This is a genomic window from Streptosporangium sp. G12 (assembly GCF_052983175.1).
The window spans coordinates 119,192-137,170 of the sequence record NZ_JBRIQO010000023.1 but is presented as its reverse complement, the minus strand read 5'-3'; the positions used below and the strand labels follow the sequence as shown (position 1 = coordinate 137,170).

Annotated in this window: 15 protein-coding genes; 6 read left to right on the top strand and 9 right to left on the bottom strand. The window is 72.8% G+C overall.

All coding sequences use genetic code 11. The features are described from left to right. The 3 genes from ACVCAG_RS32150 to ACVCAG_RS32140 form a co-directional block, all read right to left on the bottom strand. A complete protein-coding gene (locus tag ACVCAG_RS32150) occupies nt 1-3,129 on the bottom strand; it encodes a BTAD domain-containing putative transcriptional regulator (RefSeq protein WP_447190999.1) in 3,129 nt (1,042 codons plus the stop codon). 201 nt (nt 3,130-3,330) lie between these two features. Continuing rightward, entirely contained in the window at nt 3,331-3,888 is a 558-nt protein-coding gene (locus ACVCAG_RS32145) for an Ig-like domain-containing protein (RefSeq protein ID WP_447190998.1), read from the bottom strand. Between the two features lie 332 nt (nt 3,889-4,220). Beyond that, nucleotides 4,221-4,937, bottom strand: coding sequence for a polyprenol monophosphomannose synthase (locus ACVCAG_RS32140; RefSeq protein WP_447190997.1), 717 nt, complete (start codon nt 4,935-4,937; stop codon nt 4,221-4,223). Between the two features lie 322 nt (nt 4,938-5,259). On the opposite strand from ACVCAG_RS32140, the gene ACVCAG_RS32135 reads away from it, so the two are divergent. Beyond that, nucleotides 5,260-6,285: a DUF3800 domain-containing protein gene (locus ACVCAG_RS32135; protein ID WP_440087041.1), complete on the top strand. Its 1,026-nt coding sequence runs from the start codon at nt 5,260-5,262 to the stop codon at nt 6,283-6,285. A gap of 177 nt (nt 6,286-6,462) precedes the next feature. On the opposite strand, the gene ACVCAG_RS32130 is transcribed toward ACVCAG_RS32135, so the two are convergent. Further along, nucleotides 6,463-7,959, bottom strand: coding sequence for an aldehyde dehydrogenase family protein (locus ACVCAG_RS32130; RefSeq protein ID WP_440087042.1), 1,497 nt, complete (start codon nt 7,957-7,959; stop codon nt 6,463-6,465). A gap of 265 nt (nt 7,960-8,224) precedes the next feature. Between ACVCAG_RS32130 and ACVCAG_RS32125 the strand changes: the two genes are divergently transcribed. Further along, nucleotides 8,225-8,770 carry a DoxX family protein gene (locus tag ACVCAG_RS32125; RefSeq protein ID WP_440087043.1) on the top strand — a complete coding sequence of 182 codons (546 nt, stop codon included), beginning with the start codon at nt 8,225-8,227 and terminating at the stop codon, nt 8,768-8,770. A gap of 99 nt (nt 8,771-8,869) precedes the next feature. Here the strand turns inward: ACVCAG_RS32125 and ACVCAG_RS32120 are convergent, their stop codons facing one another. The 4 genes from ACVCAG_RS32120 to ACVCAG_RS32105 all read right to left on the bottom strand — a co-directional run bounded on the left by ACVCAG_RS32120 (nt 8,870) and on the right by ACVCAG_RS32105 (nt 12,463). Next, nucleotides 8,870-9,673 (bottom strand): (2Fe-2S)-binding protein, encoded by an 804-nt coding sequence (locus ACVCAG_RS32120; RefSeq protein WP_447190996.1) that lies wholly within the window; start codon nt 9,671-9,673, stop codon nt 8,870-8,872. 249 nt (nt 9,674-9,922) lie between these two features. After that, nucleotides 9,923-11,287: an FtsX-like permease family protein gene (locus tag ACVCAG_RS32115; RefSeq protein ID WP_440087045.1), complete on the bottom strand. Its 1,365-nt coding sequence runs from the start codon at nt 11,285-11,287 to the stop codon at nt 9,923-9,925. Further along, entirely contained in the window at nt 11,284-11,946 is a 663-nt protein-coding gene (locus ACVCAG_RS32110; RefSeq protein WP_440087046.1) for an ATP-binding cassette domain-containing protein, read from the bottom strand. Before ACVCAG_RS32110 ends, ACVCAG_RS32115 begins: the two co-directional genes overlap by 4 nt. Then, nucleotides 11,939-12,463 carry a helix-turn-helix transcriptional regulator gene (locus tag ACVCAG_RS32105; RefSeq protein ID WP_440087047.1) on the bottom strand — a complete coding sequence of 175 codons (525 nt, stop codon included), beginning with the start codon at nt 12,461-12,463 and terminating at the stop codon, nt 11,939-11,941. The genes ACVCAG_RS32110 and ACVCAG_RS32105 overlap by 8 nt, the downstream gene beginning before the upstream one ends. A gap of 509 nt (nt 12,464-12,972) precedes the next feature. Here ACVCAG_RS32105 and ACVCAG_RS32100 point away from each other — a divergent pair. Beyond that, a complete protein-coding gene (locus ACVCAG_RS32100; protein ID WP_447190995.1) occupies nt 12,973-13,800 on the top strand; it encodes a nitroreductase/quinone reductase family protein in 828 nt (275 codons plus the stop codon). 42 nt (nt 13,801-13,842) lie between these two features. Here ACVCAG_RS32100 and ACVCAG_RS32095 read toward each other — a convergent pair whose 3' ends face one another. Beyond that, nucleotides 13,843-14,433 carry a helix-turn-helix domain-containing protein gene (locus tag ACVCAG_RS32095; RefSeq protein WP_440087049.1) on the bottom strand — a complete coding sequence of 197 codons (591 nt, stop codon included), beginning with the start codon at nt 14,431-14,433 and terminating at the stop codon, nt 13,843-13,845. A gap of 83 nt (nt 14,434-14,516) precedes the next feature. Between ACVCAG_RS32095 and ACVCAG_RS32090 the strand changes: the two genes are divergently transcribed. The 3 genes from ACVCAG_RS32090 to ACVCAG_RS32080 all read left to right on the top strand — a co-directional run bounded on the left by ACVCAG_RS32090 (nt 14,517) and on the right by ACVCAG_RS32080 (nt 17,945). Next, the gene (locus ACVCAG_RS32090; protein WP_447190994.1) at nt 14,517-16,181 is read left to right on the top strand and encodes an FAD-dependent oxidoreductase; all 1,665 of its coding nucleotides are present in this window, start codon (nt 14,517-14,519) and stop codon (nt 16,179-16,181) included. Between the two features lie 200 nt (nt 16,182-16,381). Beyond that, nucleotides 16,382-17,296 (top strand): alpha/beta hydrolase, encoded by a 915-nt coding sequence (locus ACVCAG_RS32085; protein ID WP_447190993.1) that lies wholly within the window; start codon nt 16,382-16,384, stop codon nt 17,294-17,296. Nucleotides 17,297-17,555: 259 nt separating this feature from the next. Then, the gene (locus ACVCAG_RS32080; protein WP_447190992.1) at nt 17,556-17,945 is read left to right on the top strand and encodes a hypothetical protein; all 390 of its coding nucleotides are present in this window, start codon (nt 17,556-17,558) and stop codon (nt 17,943-17,945) included. The last annotated feature ends 34 nt before the right edge of the window (nt 17,946-17,979 follow it).

Genomic DNA, 17,979 nt, shown 5'->3' with positions numbered 1-17,979 from the left:
TCACGCACCGGGTGGTGCCGGCCGGAGCAGGGCGAGGACGTCCTCGCAGGTCATCGCCGCCCCCCGTTCGAAGGCCGCGGCGTACCCGTCCGATCCGATCCGGTCCCGGGCTCCGGCCGCCACCTCGGGTCTCGCCACGTCGCCGGCGCCGCGTACCGCCACGGGTCGGGCGCCGCGTACCGCCGCGGCCGCGCCCAGCAGCAACGCGGCGCGCTCGGCGTCGCCTTCGAGCAGGGCGAGACCGGCGGCGCCCGCGACCGCCTCGGCCGCCACCGGACGGTCGCGGTGGCGGGCCGCGACCTCCAGCGCCCGGGACAACCGGGATCGCGCCCCGGCGATGTCCCCCTCGGCCTCGGCGATCCGGCCCAGCCCGATCAGGGCTCGCGACCGCGCCTGCCCGGCACCCGCCGTCGTGGCGGCGTCCCCGTCCGGTGCCGGTTCGAAGTCCAGTGCCAGCTCGAAGAGACGCCGGGCGCCGGGCAGGTCGCCGCGCAGCCGCGCGACCTCGCCGAGCCCGCAGCGCGCCCCGGCCACCGTTTCCGCGGTGCCCGCCGTACGGGCCAGTTCCGCGGCGCGTTCGTAGTCGAGGTACGCGGCGGCGAGGTCGCCGCCCGCGCGGATCGCCCCGTACGCGCGCCGGCACAGCAGGTCCGCGGCGGCCCCGGCGGCGCCGAGCTCGCCGAGCAGCGCGAGCGCCTCGTCGCTCAGGGCCGACGCCCCGGCCCGATCCCCCCGCCAGCCGGCGATCTCGGCCAGCCGGTCCAGCGCGTTGGCGGCCCCCCACCGGTCGCCGATCGACCGGAAGCCGTCGAGTGCGCGCAGGAACGCCCCCTCGGCCTCGGCCGGCTCGCCGCCGAACAGCCGCCGGTGCCCCTCGCTCAGCCGTCCCAGCGCCTGCGACCACGGGTCGGGGCCGAGCAGCTCCCGCGGGATGGGGACGGGGGCGTCCGCGGGCACCATGGCCATGGAGTACAGGAGGAGAAGGTGCGGGCGCCGGAGCGGGCACCCGCGGGAGAGGATGATCGACTGTGCTCGTTCCAGACCGGGGGAGCCGGTCGGCGCGGTGTGGACGACGCACAGGACGTACTCCTCCACCAGCTCGGGCAGCACCGAGGTGCCGGGCGCCTCGACGAGCGCGGCGGCCGGCGGGGCGCCCTCGTCACGCAGGCCGCTGAGCCACCAGTGCCACGACAGCGCGGCGACCAGCCGCACCCCGAGGACGGGGTCGGCGCGGACCGCCCAGCGCAGCGCGGCGTGGAGGTCGGCGTGCTCGGCGGTCAGCGTGGCCGTCCACTCCAGCTGCGAGGCGCCGCGCAGGTGGGCGTCGGCGGTCTCGGCGAGGTCGTGGAAGTAGGTGGCGTGCGCCCGCCGTACCGCCTCCCGCTCGCCGGCCTCGGCCAGCCGTTCGGCACAGAACTCCCGTACGGTGTCCAGCATGTGGTAACGACCGCCGTGGGCCTCCACCAGGGACTTTTCCACCAGGCTGGTCATCACGCCGGTGGTGTCGGGCACACCGCAGACGCCGGCGGCCGTCTCCAGGGTCGCGCCCCCGGCGAAGACCGTGAGGCGCCTGGCCAGCAGCCGCTCCCGGGCGTCGAGCAGGTCCCAGCTCCACTCGATCATCGCGCGCAGCGTCCGGTGCCGCGGCACGGCCGTACGGTCGCCCCGCGACAGCAGCCGGAACCGGTCGTCCAGCCGGTCTGCGGCCTCCTCGACCGTGAGCGAGCGCAGCCGCGCGGCGGCCAGCTCGATGGCCAGGGGCAGGCCGTCGAGAGCCGCGCAGATCCGCGACACCGTCCCGACGTTGCCCGCGTCCACCACGAACCCCGGACGCACCGCGGCGACCCGGTCGGCGAACAGCCGCACGGCGGCGTGACCGAGTGCCTCCTCGGGTCCCGCCGCGGGCCCGGGGAGCGCGAGTGGCGAGACCGGGCACAGCGACTCGCCCGTGATGCCCAGCGCCTCCCTGCCGGTGGCCAGCACCCGCAGCTCCGGGCACGCGGCCAGCAGCCGGTGGACCAGCCGGGCCACCTCGTCGAGAAGGTGTTCGCAGTTGTCGGCGACGAGCAGCATCCGGCGGCCCTCCAGCTCCGCGACCAGGCGGCCGAAGGGGTCGGCCGAGCCGGGGAGCAGCCCGTACTCGCGCAGTCCCAGCGCCAGGCCCACCGCCTGCGGGACCCGCGTGCCGTCGCCGAGCGGGGCCAGGTCCACGAAGCACACCTCGCCCGGCTGCCGCCGGGCCACCTCGATGGCCAGCCTGGTCTTGCCCACCCCGCCGGGCCCGGTGAGCGTGACCAGGCGCGCCTTCTCCAGGAGCTCGCCGATCGTGGCGCGCTCCCGCTCGCGTCCCACGAAGCCGGTGAGCTGGGCGGGCAGGCTCGTGAGGGGCGGGCGGGCGTCTCGCAGCACGGCCAGGTGGATGTTCCCGAGTTCGGTGGACGGGTCCGCGCCCAGTTCCTCGGCCAGGGTGCGCCGGGCGTCCTCGAACACCCCGAGCGCCTCGGCCTGCCGGCCCGAGCCGTGCAGCGCCCGCATGAGCTGGCCGCGCAGCCGTTCCCGCAGCGGGTGCGCGTCCACCATTCTCCGCAGCTCCGCCACCATCCCGCGATGTTCGCCCAGGGCGAGTTCGGCCTCGGCCCTGTCCTCGAAGGCGGTGACCCGCGACTCCTCCAGGCGAGCCGCCTGGCCCTCGGCGAACGGCGCGCCGGACACATCCGCCAGGGCCGTGCCCCGCCACAGCCCCAGGCCCTCGCGCAGCAGGGCGGCCGCGCGAGGGTGGTCACCGGCGGTCAGCGCGCGACGGCCCTCGCGGGCGAGCCGCTCGAACCGGTGCGCGTCGACGCTCTCGGGATCGGCGACGAGGCGGTAGCCCGCCGGATGGAACTCGACCCGCGCGCCGACGGCCCTCAGCCCGCGGCGCAGCCGTGACACCTGGGACTGCAGGGCGTTCGCCGCACCGGGCGGTGGCGCCTTCCCGTACAGACCGTCGATCATCCGTTCCACGGTGACCACCCGGTCCGCGTCCATCAGCAGCAGGGCGAGCAGCGCGCGCAGGCTCGGCCCGCCGACGGAGACCAGGTCTCCCGCGTCGGACCGCACTTCCACCGGGCCGAGGACACCGAACAGCACACCGCAGATTGTCCCCCACTCGTCTCCCCCCGGGGATCGGCCGGATTCGAGTCTCAACGCCGTGGCGGCCGTGGACGAGGGACCCGCGCCACCCTGGACCGGCGCGTCCTGCACCGATCAGGACGGGAGGCCGATCGGCGGCGAGTCCGGGAGGGGGGTCGCCGCCGCTCGGTGTACGGGCCGCAGGTGCCGGTCGCGCGGCTACGCGCTTTTGCCGAACACGATCCGGGTGCGGATCCTCTGCCCGGGGGCCGGGCTCCTGGTCTCCCCGTTGACCCGCACCCGGACCTGACCCACCTGGCTCCCCGGCGTGCACGGGCAGCCGAGGCCGACACGCTGGATCAGCAGCGGCGTGTTGCTGGGATCGAACCGGGCCGTACCCGGGTAGTAGGCGACGACGCGGTACACACCCGTGGAGAGGCTCGACATCGTCAGGGTGGCGACGCCGTCCACGAGCAGGGCCCTGCCCAGGGTGACCCCGTCGGTGGCGAAGGTGACCCTGCCCGTGGGGACGCTCCCGTCCGCCGCCGTCACCGTCGCGGTGAAGGTGATCGGGCCGCTGTCGTTCCCCGCGCCGCAGGTCGAGACCATTCCGCTCGTGGTGGCCGTTCCGCACACCGCGGACGCGGGCGAGACGACCGTGCCGGGATCGGGACTCGGGCCGGCGTCGCTGTAGGCGACGGCCGCGGCGCCGGGGACGGCGGCGACCCCCATCGAGACCAGGGTCGCGAGGATCCCGGCCAGCCCAGAACGCACCATGTTCCGCACCGCCACACGAGATCGATTGGCATATATCATAATATCGTTCTTTTCTTTGGGTATTATGCCGTCCAGACGCATTGGGATGATGCGCCACGCCTTTCGACATTACTGATCCGCGGCACAACACTCTCCATATGACATACCGACAGATCCCAGCGGAGAAAATTCATCCACGACGAATAACAAATCGCCCGGTGAAGCAGGATGATTGCGAATGAAGGCGACGTCCAATGCGTTCCCCGGCCCGGCGGCGCGCTCTTCGCGCCCGCCGCGGGGGCCCGGCCCCCGGGGACGGGATACGCGCGGAACCGGTGCGCCGCGCGGGTCCCTCAACGCTTGAAGATCAACCGCCACGGCATCAGGGCCGACTCCAGTTGCACCCGGAGGCTCATCTTCGAACTGCCCGCACGGCGGTCGGAGAAATGGATCGGGATCTCGACGATCGTCATCCCCGCCCTGGCCGCCCGGTAGTGCATCTCCACCTGGAAGCTGTAGCCCCCCGAGGAGATCGCGCCGAGGTCCAGAGCGGCGAGACTCTCCGCCCGCCAGATCTTGAACCCCGCGGTCACGTCCCGCAACCCGACGCGCAGGATGGTACGGACGTAGAGGTTCGCCCACCTCGACAGGGCCCGCCGCCGCAGGCCCCACTCGGCGGCCAGCGTCCCGCCCGGCACGTACCGGCTGCCGATCACGCACGCCGCCCCCGTCGCCAGCGCGGTGTCGAGCAGGCGCGGCACGGCGTCGACGGGATGCGAGAAGTCGGCGTCCATCTGCACCACGAAGTCCGTCCCGGCCGCGAGGGCGGTCTCCATGCCGTCGACATAGGCGCGCCCGAGCCCTTCCCTGACCCGCCGGTGCACCACGCCGACCCGGCCGGGATGCGCGGCGGCCAGCTCGTCGGCCGCCTTCCCCGTGCCGTCCGGGGAGCCGTCGTCGACGACCAGGACCCGCAGGCCGTCAAGCGGCAACGCGAGCAGCGCCTCCGTGATCGGCGGAAGGTTGTCCACCTCGTTGAACGTCGGGATCACGACGGTGACGGTGGCCATGTTCGAGGTCAGGGCCTTCCGGGTTCGATGGTCGGATGTTCTCACCGCGGAACGGCGCGGCGTCCCCGTCCGGTGATCTCGAACACCGGAAGCGGCAAAGATCACCCCATGCTAGCGGCCGGCGGGGCGGCCGCGCCGGTCTCCTCCGAGATGGAGGAGACCGGCGCGGCACGGCGTACCGACGGCGGTACGAAGGGAAAAATCCGTTGCACGAGTATCAGGGTGACGTATCCTAAAGAATCGTCCATTAGTCATGGAACCGGGCAGTGACCGATATCGCAAGGACATCATGCGGGCACAATCCGTATCGGCCGATCAACCCGTGGAAATCAGCTGCGACGAGTCCGGCTCGGAGGGCGAGAAACTCATCGGCGGGAACACCGATGTCTTCACCCACGCCGGCCTGTGCCTGGACGTCGAGTCGGCGGCGCGCTGTATTCAGGGAATACGGGACAGGGGCCCCTCTCCGACAACGGAATACAAGGCGAACGTCCTGCTCCGCGAGAAGAACAGGCCCGCCCTCACGTGGTTTCTCGGGCCGTCGGGGCCGATCCACGGGAAAGCCCACGTGCATCTGACCGACAAGACGTTCCTCGTCATCGGCAGACTCGCCGGACTGCTCGCCGGGGAGACCGCTCACGCGCCGGACCCGGGCCCGCGACGGGACCGGCAGGCCGGTGCCATGGCCGCCGTCCTGTACCGCGAGGGCCGGCGCACGTTCGGGCACGAACGGTGGCAGACCTTCCTGGAGTCGTTCAACGACCTGATGCGCGCCGGGAACGGCCGGGGAGCGGGGACGTCGGCCGACGCGTTCTTCGACATGGTCGACGTCCTGTGCCTCACCGGCGCGGGGAGCGAGACCGGCGAGATCATGGGACTGCTCCGGCGGGCCAGACCCCGGGTGGAATCGTTCCTGACGCGGCTTCTCGACGATCCGCGGGTGATCCCGACGCTCGATCCCCTGATCCCGGCCATCGTCCGGGCCGTCGACTTCTGGGGTGAGGGCACCAGGCCCGTCTCGATCGTCCACGACCGGCAGACCACGCTGACGGAGGAGCGCGTCGCGCGGATCAGGGAGATGCTGGGCGAGCCACGGCCCGACGGTCTCCCCTGGTCGCCGAGGAGCCGGCTGGCAGGCCTGAGGTTCGTCGCCTCGCACTCGGACGCGCGGATCCAGGTCGCCGACCTCCTCGCCGGAGCGGCGAGGAAGATAGCGTCGGACGAACTCAACGGCCGGGGCGACGCGGAGCTCACCGCCCTGTTGCGACCGTACGTGGACGCGTTCTCGATCTGGGGAGACGACCGGAGCTGGTCCCTGCTGGAGTCCGCGTCCGGCACCCGGTCATGAGCCCTCGCGGGCTGCCCCGCACCACCCCTCGCGAACCGACGTCACCCGGCGCGCGGAGCGCGGACGGCACGGAAACGGAAAAGGTCCGGCCGTTCCGCCGGGGACGCGCGGCGGAACGGCCGGACCCGCGCCCGCTCACCTGTCGTACGGTGCGGGCACCTGCCCGGTGCGGCGTGGTCAGGTCTGCAGCTGGGTGCAGACGGACTTCACCTCGGTGTAGGCGTCGAGGGCCTGGTGGCCCATCTCGCGGCCCCAGCCCGACTGCTTGTAGCCGCCGAAGGGCAGGGCGGCGTCGAAGACGTTGTAGCAGTTGATCCAGACGGTGCCCGCGCGGATCTTACCGGCGAGGGCGTGCGCCTTGGAGATGTCACGGGTCCAGATGCCGGCCCCCAGCCCGTAGTCGGTGGCGTTGGCCTGCGCGGCGATCTCGTCCAGGTCGGAGAACGGTGAGGCGACCACCACCGGCCCGAAGATCTCCTCCCGGACGACCTTCATCTCCGGGCGTACGTCGGTGAGCACGGTGGGCTGGACGAAGTAGCCCCGCTCCCCGTGCCGGTTGCCGCCGGCCAGCGTCTGGACGCCCTCCTCGCGCCCCGAGTCCAGGTAACCGGTCACCCGGCGCAGCTGCTCGTCGGAGACCAGGGGACCCATCTGCGTGTCGGGTTCCAGGCCCGGACCGAGCCTGATGCCCCGGGCGATCTCGGCGACGCCTTCCACCACCTGGTCGAACCGGTCGCGCTGGACGAACAGCCTGGATCCGGCCACGCAGCACTGGCCGTGGTTGAAGAAGATCGCGTTGGCCGCGCCCTGGATGGCGATGTCGGGGTCGGCGTCGTCGAAGACGATGTTGGGGCTCTTGCCGCCGAGCTCCAGGGTGACCTTCTTCAGGTTGCCCGCCGCGGCGTGCACGATCAGCTTGCCGACCTCGGTGGAACCGGTGAAGGCGATCTTGTCCACGCCGTCGTGCGCGGCGAGCGCCGCACCGGCGGTCTCGCCGTACCCGGGCAGGACGTTGACCACGCCGTCGGGCATCCCGGCCTCGGCGATCAGCTCCGCCAGCCGCAGGGCGGACAGCGGGGTCTGCTCTGCGGGCTTGAGGATCACCACGTTCCCGGTCGCCAGCGCGGGCCCGAGTTTCCAGGCGGCCATCAGCAGCGGGAAGTTCCACGGGATGATCTGGCCGACCACACCGACCGGCTCGCGCAGGGTGTAGGCGTGGAACGCGGCGCCCGGCATGTACGGCACCGACAGCGCGATCGTGTTGCCCTCGATCTTGGTCGCCCAGCCCGCCATGTAGTGGAACAGGTCGGCCGCCAGCGGAACGTCCGCGGCCCGTGCCACGGCCACCGGCTTGCCGTTGTCCAGCGATTCGAGCTGGGCCAGTTCCTCGGCGTGCTCCAGGATCAGGTCACCGATCCTCCAGATGATCCGGCCCCGCTCGGAGGCGGTCATCCGTGACCAGGGCCCCTGCTCGAAGGCCTTGCGAGCGGCACGCACCGCCCGGTCGATGTCCTCGGCGTCGGCTTCGGCGACGTGCGACAGGGTCTGCCCGGTAGCGGGGTCGGGAGTCGCGAAGGTCCTGCCGGACGCCGCGTCCACCCACTGCCCGCCGATGAACAACTTGTGGGGGGTGGTGATGAAGTCCTCGACGCTCTTTTCCAGGGTCACCGTCATCAGCGTCGGCTCCCTTCCTGTTCAGAGACGCTGTGCCGGGCCGTGCACCCGCCCGCACCGCGGAACCGTCCGGGGTACGCCGACGCTCGGCCCGATGAACAATTCCTCCCAATCAGACTACGGACGAAGTGAGAGCACAAGGACCGTCCTCCGCACGCCGTCGTCTTCTCACCACGATCCCGGCCGCCCGTGCCGGCGAGCGGCTTTGGATAGCGGCAGTATCCAACAATAGGATAGTGTCACTATCCAAATAAGGGATACGCCGATGTCCGCATTCGTCGTTGAAATCGTTCTCGTGGTCGCCACGCTGGGCTTCCGCGCCCTGGGCGCGTTCGGCGTCCGCCGGTTCGCCACCTGGCCCGCGAGCGCGGCGCACGGGATGGCCGTCATGCTCGTCGTCACCGCCGCCGCGCATTTCGTCCCGGCGGGGGTGACCGTCATGCCCAACCACGCCGACCTGGTGCGCATGGTGCCGCCGATCGTGCCGTTCCCCGGCGCCGTGGTCTACGCGACCGGCGTGCTGGAACTCCTCGGCGCCGTGGGACTCGTGGTCGCCACGACGCGCCGGGCCGCCGGAATCAGCCTGACCGCCCTGTACGTGCTGCTGCTTCCGGCCAACGTCTACGCGGCCGTCGCCGGCGTCCCCTTCGGGGGCGGCGAGGCGACGCCCCTGTGGATCAGGATCCCGGAGCAGATCCTGTACATCGCGGTCGCGCTCTGGGCGGCCGGCTCGGCCGGCACGACCCTGGCGCGCCGCGCCCGGACCTCGCCGCGCTCCCGCGCCGGGAGCTCGGAGCCGGCGCTCCGCTGAGAGTCCGGCGTCCCTCCCGGGTACGGGGCCCGGCGAGGGCCGTACCCGAGCGGGAACCCGGGCCCGTGCCCGAGCGGGCAGAGGCCGGGAGCGACACGGTCATCGGCCGGACTCCCGTGCGGCTCGCGCCCACCGCTCGCGGCGGATCCCGGGATCGACCAGAACGCAGTCGCCGCACATGCCGCCGCCGGGCAGGCGGTAGAACAGGCAGCAGCTACGCCGGGCGAAGGCGGGATGGCCGGGAGCGGGTTCGGCCAGCTCGCCGGTGCCGCGCAGCAGGCCGGTGTCCAGCAGTTCGCGGCCCAGCGCCACGGCCTTGGCGGCGAGTCCGGGGCGGCGGCGGCCCAGTTCGAGGAGGGTGCCCGCCAGCGCGGAGGCCGCGTTGCCCCACAGCAGGCCGGGGGCTGTCGGCACGACCCGCCGGACCGTCTCGGCGAGCGGCTCCAGCAACCCGGTCACCACGGTGCGGTACAGCGGCCCGGCGATCCGCGCGGGGCCGCGGACCTCCCACCCTTCCAGGCGGGCGGCCCGCAGCGGCAGCGGGCCTTCGGCCACCGACCGCCAGTGCACGTACCGGGGAGCCAGGTCGACGAGCAGGTCGTGGGCGACCGCGGCGCCGAGGGGCGGCGACCAGAAACGGGCGGCCAGGCCCTGGAAGAGGATGGAGGCGGCCACCCGGGTCTCCGCGGTGCCGAGCCGCCCGGCCGTGTCCGTGATCCGGGCCTCCACGGTGGCGAGGTCGGCGAGCAGGTCGGTGAGCGGCCGCCAGCCGGGCTCGCGGGGAACCGGCCCGAGATCGAGACCGAAGTAGCCCCCGGCGGCGGCCACGTCCGCGACCGCCGCGGCGACCACGGCCGGGGAGGCGGGAAACGGTCCCGGCGCCCCGGGCCGGACGGACGGCACGGCGACCACGTCCTCTCTGGAAGAGCTGGAAGAGCCCGGGGAGACCCGGGGCGGCTCAGGACGACTCGTGAACCCAAAACCCGTGAACCCAAAACCCGTGAGACCAAGGCTCACGAACCCAAGGCTCACGAACCCGAGACTCACGAACCCGAGACTCGTGAAGTAAGGGCTCGTGAATCCGGGAAGAGCCGGGGAAGCTCAGGGAGAGCCACCCTCACTCCCATGTTCACACAACAACCCCGCTCCCCCTCACTCGTCGCGGAGTTCCTCCGTCCGCAGCGTCCGGCGCAGGATCGGCCGGGCGGCCCGCGCCACCAGCGTCGCGGCCAGCACCCCGATCCCCACCATGAGCACCGCCCGGGCGGCGGCGACGGCGAACGCCTCCGGCATCTCGCGGTAGGTGTCCCACAGCGACGAGACGAAGACTCCCACCCCCGCGACGGCGGCCACGACGCACACCGGCAGCGCCGCGATGAGCGCCTGCCGGGTGAGGACCCGGCCCAGCGCGGGACCGGGCACGCCCGAGGCGGCCAGGGCCGCGAACGAGTGCCGGTGGTCCAGCAGGTCCTCCGCCTGGTGCACCACGAGGGCGGCGGCCGAGGTGACCAGGGCGACCAGCAGGGCGAGGTCCACGAGCAGATAGGCCACGACCCGGGAAGGATCGAGATCGCCCCGGACAAAAGCGGGCCCCTGCTGGACTCCGACCACGGAGCCGAAGAACACGGTCAGCCCCACCACCGACAGCGCGCGGGCCCATCCCCGGGGGTCGGCCTCGACCATCCGGGCGGCCAGCAGGGTCTCCGCCGACCCGGTACGGCCGCCGACCCGCCGGGCGGCGGCCCTGATCAGCCACGCGGCGCCGAGGACCAGGCCGAACAGCAGGAGCACCATGCCTGCCGTTATGGACAGCACCGCGGCGTACGGCCCGCCGGGGAACTTTCCCTTGCCGACGAGCCCGGCGACGAGCAGCCCGGCACCCACCGCGACCAGCACCAGGTCGCGCGCCCGGGGACCGGCCGGGGGCGTCCGCCGGACCACGCCCAGCGGGGAGGTCACCACGTGCCGCCCCGCCATCAGCCCGGACAGCGTCCCGGCGAGCGTCACCGCGACGAGGATCGCCACGATCTGCGCCGCCGGGACCAGGGGCACCGCGCCCTCCAGCGCCCCCGCCAACGCCAGGTTCGCCACCAGGTACAGCGCGATGCCGGACACCCCGCCCAGCAGGGCCCGCCACCCGCTCTCGTAGGCCCCGAGCAGGCGCACCTCGCGCGGCGTGGCCCCGGCCAGCCGGAGCGCGGCCAGCCGCCGCTCCCGCGTCGCGGTGGCCAGGCGGCTCACCTGGTGGACGAAGGCCATCGTGGGCACGACCAGCAGGGCCAGCGCCAGCGCGGTGAGCAGCCGCGCGTCCCGGCCGGAGAAGAAGCCCAGGTATTCGATCCGCGTCTCGACCAGGAAGCCCTCGGGGTGTATCGAAAGGCCGAGGCCGAACGCCAGCAGGTTCGCCGCCACGCACAGCAGGAAGGTCGCGAGCGCCGCCCCCGCGGCCATCAGACGCCCCCGTACCCGCTCGCGCCGCGACCCGCCCCTGGCGAGCATCCGCATCACGGCGATCACACGGTCACCCCGGACAGCCTGCCGTCGCGCAGCGCGACCTCCCGGTCGGCGTAGGCGGCCACCCGGTTGTCGTGGGTGACGATCACCAGCGTGGTGCCGTCCGCGCGCGCCGTGCCGACGAGCTCGTCCATCACCCGCTCACCGGCCAGCGAGTCGAGCGCGCCGGTCGGCTCGTCGGCGAAGACCACCCGCGGGCCGGTGACCAGAGCGCGGGCCACGGCGACCCGCTGCAGCTGGCCGCCGGACAGCTCGCCGGGCCGCCGGGCCGCGCAGCCGGCCACGTCCAGCCTCTCCAGCCGGGACCGGGCGGCCAGCATCGACTCCTGGCGTCCGTGCCGGTTGAACAGCAGCGGCAGCGCCACGTTCTCCTCGGCGGTCAGCTCGGGAACCAGCCTGCTCGACTGGAAGACGACACCGAAGCTCTGCCTGCGCAGCTTCGTGCGGTCGGCGTCGTCGAGAGTGTCGACGCGCCGCCCGTCGAAGTGGACCTCCCCCGACTCGGGACGGATGATCCCGGCCAGGCAGTACAAAAGCGTCGACTTGCCCGAGCCGCTCGGCCCGGTGATCGCGACGATCTCCCCGTCACCGATCTCCGCGGACACGCCGTCCAGCGCGACGGTCCCGGCGAAGGTCTTGCGCAACGCGCGTGCCTCAAGCATCCATCTCCTCCTTAAGATCCGCGAGTCGTTCCATGGCCGTCTCGATCCAGCGCAGGTCGGCGTCGAGGTGCTGGAGCGCGTAGTCGGCGGCGAGCACCTGCGCGGGCGACCCCGAGGCCCGCTCCGCGGTGAGCTCGCGCATCCGCGCCAGATGGGCGGCGCGCTGCCTGACCAGGTACCCGTCGGCGGCGCCACCGGCGACGATCGCCACCACCACGCGCGAGACGAGCGCGCTGGAGACGTGCGGCGCGGGCGCCTCCACCTGTTCCAGCCACCGGGCCAGTTCGGCCAGGCCCTCCTCGGTGATCGCGTACACCGTGCGTTCGGGGCCGCCCTCCCGCACGGTCTCCGCCACCTCGGCGAACCCGTCCCGCTGCAGGCGCTGCAACGTCGCGTAGACCTGTCCGTACGCGAGCGGCCTGGCACCCGGCAGGCGCTGGTCATGCTCGCGTTTGAGCTCGTACCCATGCTTGGACCGCTCGGCGAGCAGCCCGAGCATGACGTGTCCGGTAGACATGATCGCGACTATACATCCGATATATACACCAAGTGAATAGTCGGACGTCGATCACCCGGCGTCGCGGGCGCGGCGTTGCCTTGGCGCGTCGGTGGCACTACGGTTGACCTCGTGACTGCCGGGTCGGCCTTTGGCCAACAGCGAGTAGGGCACCCGGCCGAGGCGTGAGCCCCGGGCGGGCCAGAGGCCCACCCTTTCCTTCCTTCCGCGCGTTCAGCGCGACGTTTCCCGTGGCCCCCCATGGTCTCCCGTGGTCTTCGTTCCACGGTCTTCGCGTTTCCTGTGGCCGCCACGTTCCGCGTGACACCCACGTGCTCTCCCGGTGCCGGTCGTCGACGACCGTCGCCGATCCAGCGCCACCCGCGAACCGGCACCGGCCGGTCGTCCGGCGCGCCTTCCCTCCTTTCCCGCACCACTTTCCCGCACCACGGTCGCGGTCGCCCCGTGGTGATGTCGTCATGCCCGCGAACAGCCCGCGGGACCATCGATCCTGGAGAAGAAAACAGAGAATGCCGATCGAATTCAACCAGCAGGTCATCGAGGAGTTCCGCGCCAACGGCGGGAAGGTCGGTGGTCCCTTCGAGGGAGCCCGGTTGCTCCTGCTGACCACCGTCGGGGCGCGATCCGGCGCCCGGCACACGACCCCGCTCGGCTACCTTCCCGACGGCGGCGAGCGGGTCCTGGTCATCGCCTCGGCCGGTGGCGCGCCGAACCACCCCGCCTGGTTCCACAACCTGGTGGCCGACCCTCTCGTCACGGTCGAGGACGGCCTCTTCACCTACGAGGCACGAGCCGTCGTCCTGGAGGGCGCCGAACGCGACCGCCTCTTCGCCCGCGCGGCCGAGGCCGACCCCGGGTGGGCCGACTACCAGGCCAGGACGACGCGCGTCATCCCCGTGGTCGCCCTTCAGGGGGTCGACAGCGGGCCGCCGAAAGCGTCGTCGGCGGGCGAGACTCTCAAGCTGGTCCACGACATGTTCCGGCGGGAGCTCTCCCTGATCCGCAAGGAGGTCACCGAGTCGGGTGCCGGCCTGGGCGCCCAGCTGCGGGTGAACTGCCTCACCCTCTGCCAGGGGCTGCACAACCACCACACCGGCGAGGACATCGCGATGTTCCCCTTCCTCGCCGGACACCACCCCGAACTCGCCCCGACCCTGAAGCGGCTGGGCCGGGAACACGAGAGGATCGCGGTCCTCATCGAGGAGTTGCGGGAGATCCTCTCCACCGAGGGCGCGGACCCCCCGCTCGTGCTCGCCGAGGTCGAGCGGCTCACCGACGAGCTCGAAAGGCACCTGACCTACGAGGAGGAGCAGTTGCTCCCGGTCCTCGGCACGTAGGCCCCGCCGCCCGCGTACCGGCCACCGCCACCGGTACGCGGGTCACCTGCCGACGGGACTGGCCCGCACGTGCATTCGCTCGCCCTGCAGCCCGAACAGGCCGAGGAGCTCGACCGGCTCAGGACCTGCGGCGGCCCACCCGTGCGGGGTGCGGGTGTCGAACTCGGCCACCTCGCCGGCGCTGAGGACGAGGTCGTGCTCGCCCAGGAGCAGCCGCAACCGGCCGGACAGGGTGTAGAGCCACCCGTAGCCCTCGTGCGCCCGCTGTTCCAGCGGCGCGTTCCCGTGCGGCCTGCCCGGGATTATCTGCTTGTAGGAGCGCAGGCCGCCGAGATGGCGGGCGAGCGGCACGAAGGTCATGCCGTGCCGGGTGAAGGAACGCATGTGCACGCGGGGGTCACCGGTCGCCGGCGCGCCGACCAGCTCGTCCAGCTGCACGCCGTACGCCTTCGCCAGGGGCAGCAGGAGCTCCAGGGTCGGTTTGCGCTGCCCGCCCTCCAGGCGCGAGAGGGTGCTGAGCGAGATCCCGGTCGTCTCGCTCAGCTGGGCGAGGGTGGTGCCGCGGGCACGGCGCAGCGCCCGCAGCCGCGGGCCCACGGCGGTCAGCACGCTCGCGAAGGTGTCGTCTGCCATGCCTCTATTTGCTGTTCCGGCAAGGAATTTTGTCAACTTCCGGGATGGGGGCGGACTATTTGCGGTGAACGGAGGTATCACACATGACCGAACGAACGGAACAGACGGTGACCGCCCCCTCGAACGGGGAACGGCGCTACGAGGTGGTGGTCGTCGGCGGTGGCGCCGCCGGATTGAGCGGGGCGCTGACCCTGGCACGGGCACGACGCTCGGTGCTGGTGATCGACGCGGGCCGGCCGCGCAACGCCCCGGCGGCCCACGTGCGTTCCTACCTGACGCGCGACGGCGTGCCCCCCGCGGAACTGCTGGCCACGGGACGCGCGGAGGTGACCGGCTACGGCGGCGAGGTCGTGAAGGGCGACGTCGTGGCGGCCGAGCGGCTGGAAGGCGGGGACTTCCGCGTCGTCCTCGAAGACGGGTCCTCGGTCGTGGCGGACCGGCTGCTGGTGACCACCGGCCTGGTCGACGAGCTGCCCCGGGTGCCGGGGCTCGCGGAACGATGGGGGCTCGACGTCCTGCACTGCCCGTACTGCCACGGCTGGGAGGTGCGCGACCAGGCGATCGGCGTCCTGGCCACCGGACCGTTCGCGGTCCACCAGGCCCTGCTGTGGCGGCAGTGGAGCGAGGACGTCACCCTCTTCCTGCACACCGCGCCCGAATTCGGCGCCGAGGAGCACGAGCGGCTCGCCGCCCGCGGCATCGCCGTGGTGGAGGGACGGGTGGCGGCGCTGGAGGTGACGGACGACCGGCTCACCGGCGTACGCCTGGCCGACGGCCGGGTGATCTCCCGCCAGGCCGTCGTGGTGACCCCGCGCTTCACCGCCCGCTCCGGCCTCCTCACCGGCCTGGGTCTCGAGACGACCGACCAGGAGATGGGCGGGCACGTGGTCGGCAGCCACATCGCGGCCGACCCTTCCGGGGCGACGGCACTGCCGGGGGTGTGGGTGGCCGGAAACGTCGCCGCCCTGACCGAGCAGGTCATCGGCGCCGCCGCCGCGGGCGTGCGCGCCGGCGCGGCGATCAACGCCGACCTGATCGCCGAGGAGACCCGCCGGGCCGTGGCCGCCCGCCGCGCCGCCGACCGGCACGGGCACACGCGGGAGGGCACCCCCACGAAGGACGACGCCATCCCGGAGGAGGAGTTCTGGGACCTTCGCTACGGTGAGAGCGACCGGATCTGGAGCGGGAACCCCAACGTCATCCTGGTCCGCGAGATCACCGGCGTGGAGCCGGGCAGCGCCCTGGACCTGGGATGCGGCGAGGGAGCCGACGCGATCTGGCTCGCACAACGGGGATGGCGCGTCACCGCCACCGACATCTCCGGCGTCGCCCTGGAGCGCGCCGCCCGGCACGCCGCGGCGGCGGACGTCGCCGGCCTCGTCGACTGGCAACGGCACGATCTGGGATCCTCCTTCCCCGACGGCGTCTTCGATCTCGTCTCCGCCCATTTCCTGCACTCCCCCGGCGACATGCCGCGAGAGAAGATCCTGCGGACCGCCGCCTCGGCGGTCGCGCCCGGCGGGACGCTCCTCGTCGTCGGGCACGCGGGGTTCCCCGCCTGGGAGCACAATCCCCATCCCGACGTGCACCTGCCCACCCCGGAGGAGGTCCTGGAAAGCCTGGAACTCCCGGACGGGGAGTGGGAGGTACTGCTCTGCGAGGAACACGACCGGATCCAGAACGACCCCGACGGGCGGCCCACCACCCGCAGGGACAACGTCCTCAAGGTCCGGCGGATGAAAGGCTGAACGGCCGGGCCCGCCGGGCCGGGTTCCGTACAGTGAGTACGAGCCCCCGGAACCCACCTAGATCGTGACTTGTGACGGCACGCGGAATTCTCCAGGGAAATCTTGCGCGAGGATGTCGAGAAGGCGGCCGCGGCTCCGACACCTCGGTGACCGGCCGAACCGAGACCGGCAAGCACCGAGGAGACACGAGCATGCGGCCCATGAAGACGAGCACCCTGAAGGTGCCCGGCGCGACCCTTCACCACGAGATCCGCGGCTCGGGCCCGACTCTTCTGCTGATCTGCGGCGGGGTCTACGACGCCGCCGGATACGCCGAGCTGGCCCGGCGGCTCGCCGACCGCTACACGGTGGTGACCTACGACCGGCGCGGCAACTCGCGCAGCCCCCTGGACGGGCCGCCGGAGCCGCAGAGCATCGAGACGCACGCCGACGACGCGCACCGCGTGCTGGTGGAGGCGGGCGTCACCGCCGACGATCCCGCGTACGTCTTCGGCAACAGCTCTGGGGCGATCATCGGCCTGGAGCTGGCCGCCCGCCACCCCGAGCAGGTGCGCGTCCTGGTCTCCCACGAGCCGCCGCTCTTCGAGCTGCTGCCCGACCGCGACCGCTGGCGCGGCGTCGTCCGGGACGTGGAGGACGCGTTCGCCAAGGAGGGCGCCGGGGCCGCCATGCAGGCCCTCTCCGCCGCGTTCGCGGCGAGCGACGGCGAGCGGGCGGAGGATGCGCGGGTGGAGAGCGAGCGGGCGGAGGGTGACCCGGCGGCCGAGGGGCCGGAACGCATCCCGGGAGGCGCGCAGGCACCGCAGGGGGCACCGGACCCGGAAACGATGGAGATGCTGGCGCGGCTGGAGAGGAACGCGGAGTTCTTCATCGGCTACGAGGTGCCGCCGTTCTCCCGGTACACCCTCGACGGCGCGGCGCTCAGGGCGTCCTCGGTGCGCGTCGTGGCCGCGGTGGGCGAGAAGGCGGAGGGCGAGCCGCCGTACCGGGCCGCCGCCGCCGTGGCCGGCCTGCTCGGCACGCGGCCCGCGGCGTTCCCCGGCGACCACGGGGGCTTCGGCTCCGAGCCCGAGGCGTTCGCCGCCAGGCTCCACCAGGTGCTCTCGACCACCTGAGAAGTCCCGCGCGGCGGTCGCGTCGCCGTCGTGCCCGGCCCTTCGACGGCGACGACCGGCCCGCACGGCAGGACGCCTGGCGCGACGGCACGGCCGGCACCGGCAGGCACAGCCGATGCGGCCGATCGTGGCAGTTCGGCCACTCGATCGCGGCTGATATCGGCCGAACAGCCGATGCACTGGATTCCGCCGCCGGGAAATCCTCGGGAAGCGCGCCGGACGGCGCGCTCACGCCCCCGGCCCATCCCTGGAGGATCCGTTGACATCGCCCGTCACGACGCGCGTTCTGGTCTGCTGTGCGATCACCACGCTGATCGGCGGCCTGACCGCCTGTTCGGTGAACGCCGGGAACGCGCCCCCCGAGGAGAAGACCTTCGCCTTCAGCGGCAGGACGCTGAACGTGAAGTCGCACGAGATCCCGACGGACCTGGTCGCCGCCGACCGCGAGGACGTCAAGGTCACCCGCTGGTTCGACGCCAGGGCGGGCAGCTCGAAAACGCTCCGGTGGGATCTCAGGGGCGGCGTCCTCGATCTGGAGGCGGGCTGCACCGGGCTCGCGCTCTGCGACGCCCGGTTCAGGGTGGAGGTGCCGCGCGGAGTCAAGGTGCTGCGCGACGGTCGCAAAACGGATCTTCGAGGGGGTGGTTGACGGCGTCCGCCCGCGCGACCCCGGGCACCGCGAG

Bases quoted from the DNA above. Each gene is read 5' to 3' on its own strand.
- ACVCAG_RS32100 (WP_447190995.1), top strand. From the start codon at position 12,973: ATGCCGATCGAATTCAACCAGCAGGTCATCGAGGAGTTCCGCGCCAAC.
- ACVCAG_RS32085 (WP_447190993.1), top strand. From the start codon at position 16,382: ATGAAGACGAGCACCCTGAAGGTGCCCGGCGCGACCCTTCACCACGAG.
- ACVCAG_RS32110 (WP_440087046.1), bottom strand. From the start codon at position 11,946: ATGCTTGAGGCACGCGCGTTGCGCAAGACCTTCGCCGGGACCGTCGCG.
- ACVCAG_RS32125 (WP_440087043.1), top strand. From the start codon at position 8,225: ATGTCCGCATTCGTCGTTGAAATCGTTCTCGTGGTCGCCACGCTGGGC.
- ACVCAG_RS32090 (WP_447190994.1), top strand. From the start codon at position 14,517: ATGACCGAACGAACGGAACAGACGGTGACCGCCCCCTCGAACGGGGAA.
- ACVCAG_RS32105 (WP_440087047.1), bottom strand. From the start codon at position 12,463: ATGTCTACCGGACACGTCATGCTCGGGCTGCTCGCCGAGCGGTCCAAG.
- ACVCAG_RS32095 (WP_440087049.1), bottom strand. From the start codon at position 14,433: ATGGCAGACGACACCTTCGCGAGCGTGCTGACCGCCGTGGGCCCGCGG.
- ACVCAG_RS32145 (WP_447190998.1), bottom strand. From the start codon at position 3,888: ATGGTGCGTTCTGGGCTGGCCGGGATCCTCGCGACCCTGGTCTCGATG.
- ACVCAG_RS32130 (WP_440087042.1), bottom strand. From the start codon at position 7,959: ATGACGGTGACCCTGGAAAAGAGCGTCGAGGACTTCATCACCACCCCC.
- ACVCAG_RS32140 (WP_447190997.1), bottom strand. From the start codon at position 4,937: ATGGCCACCGTCACCGTCGTGATCCCGACGTTCAACGAGGTGGACAAC.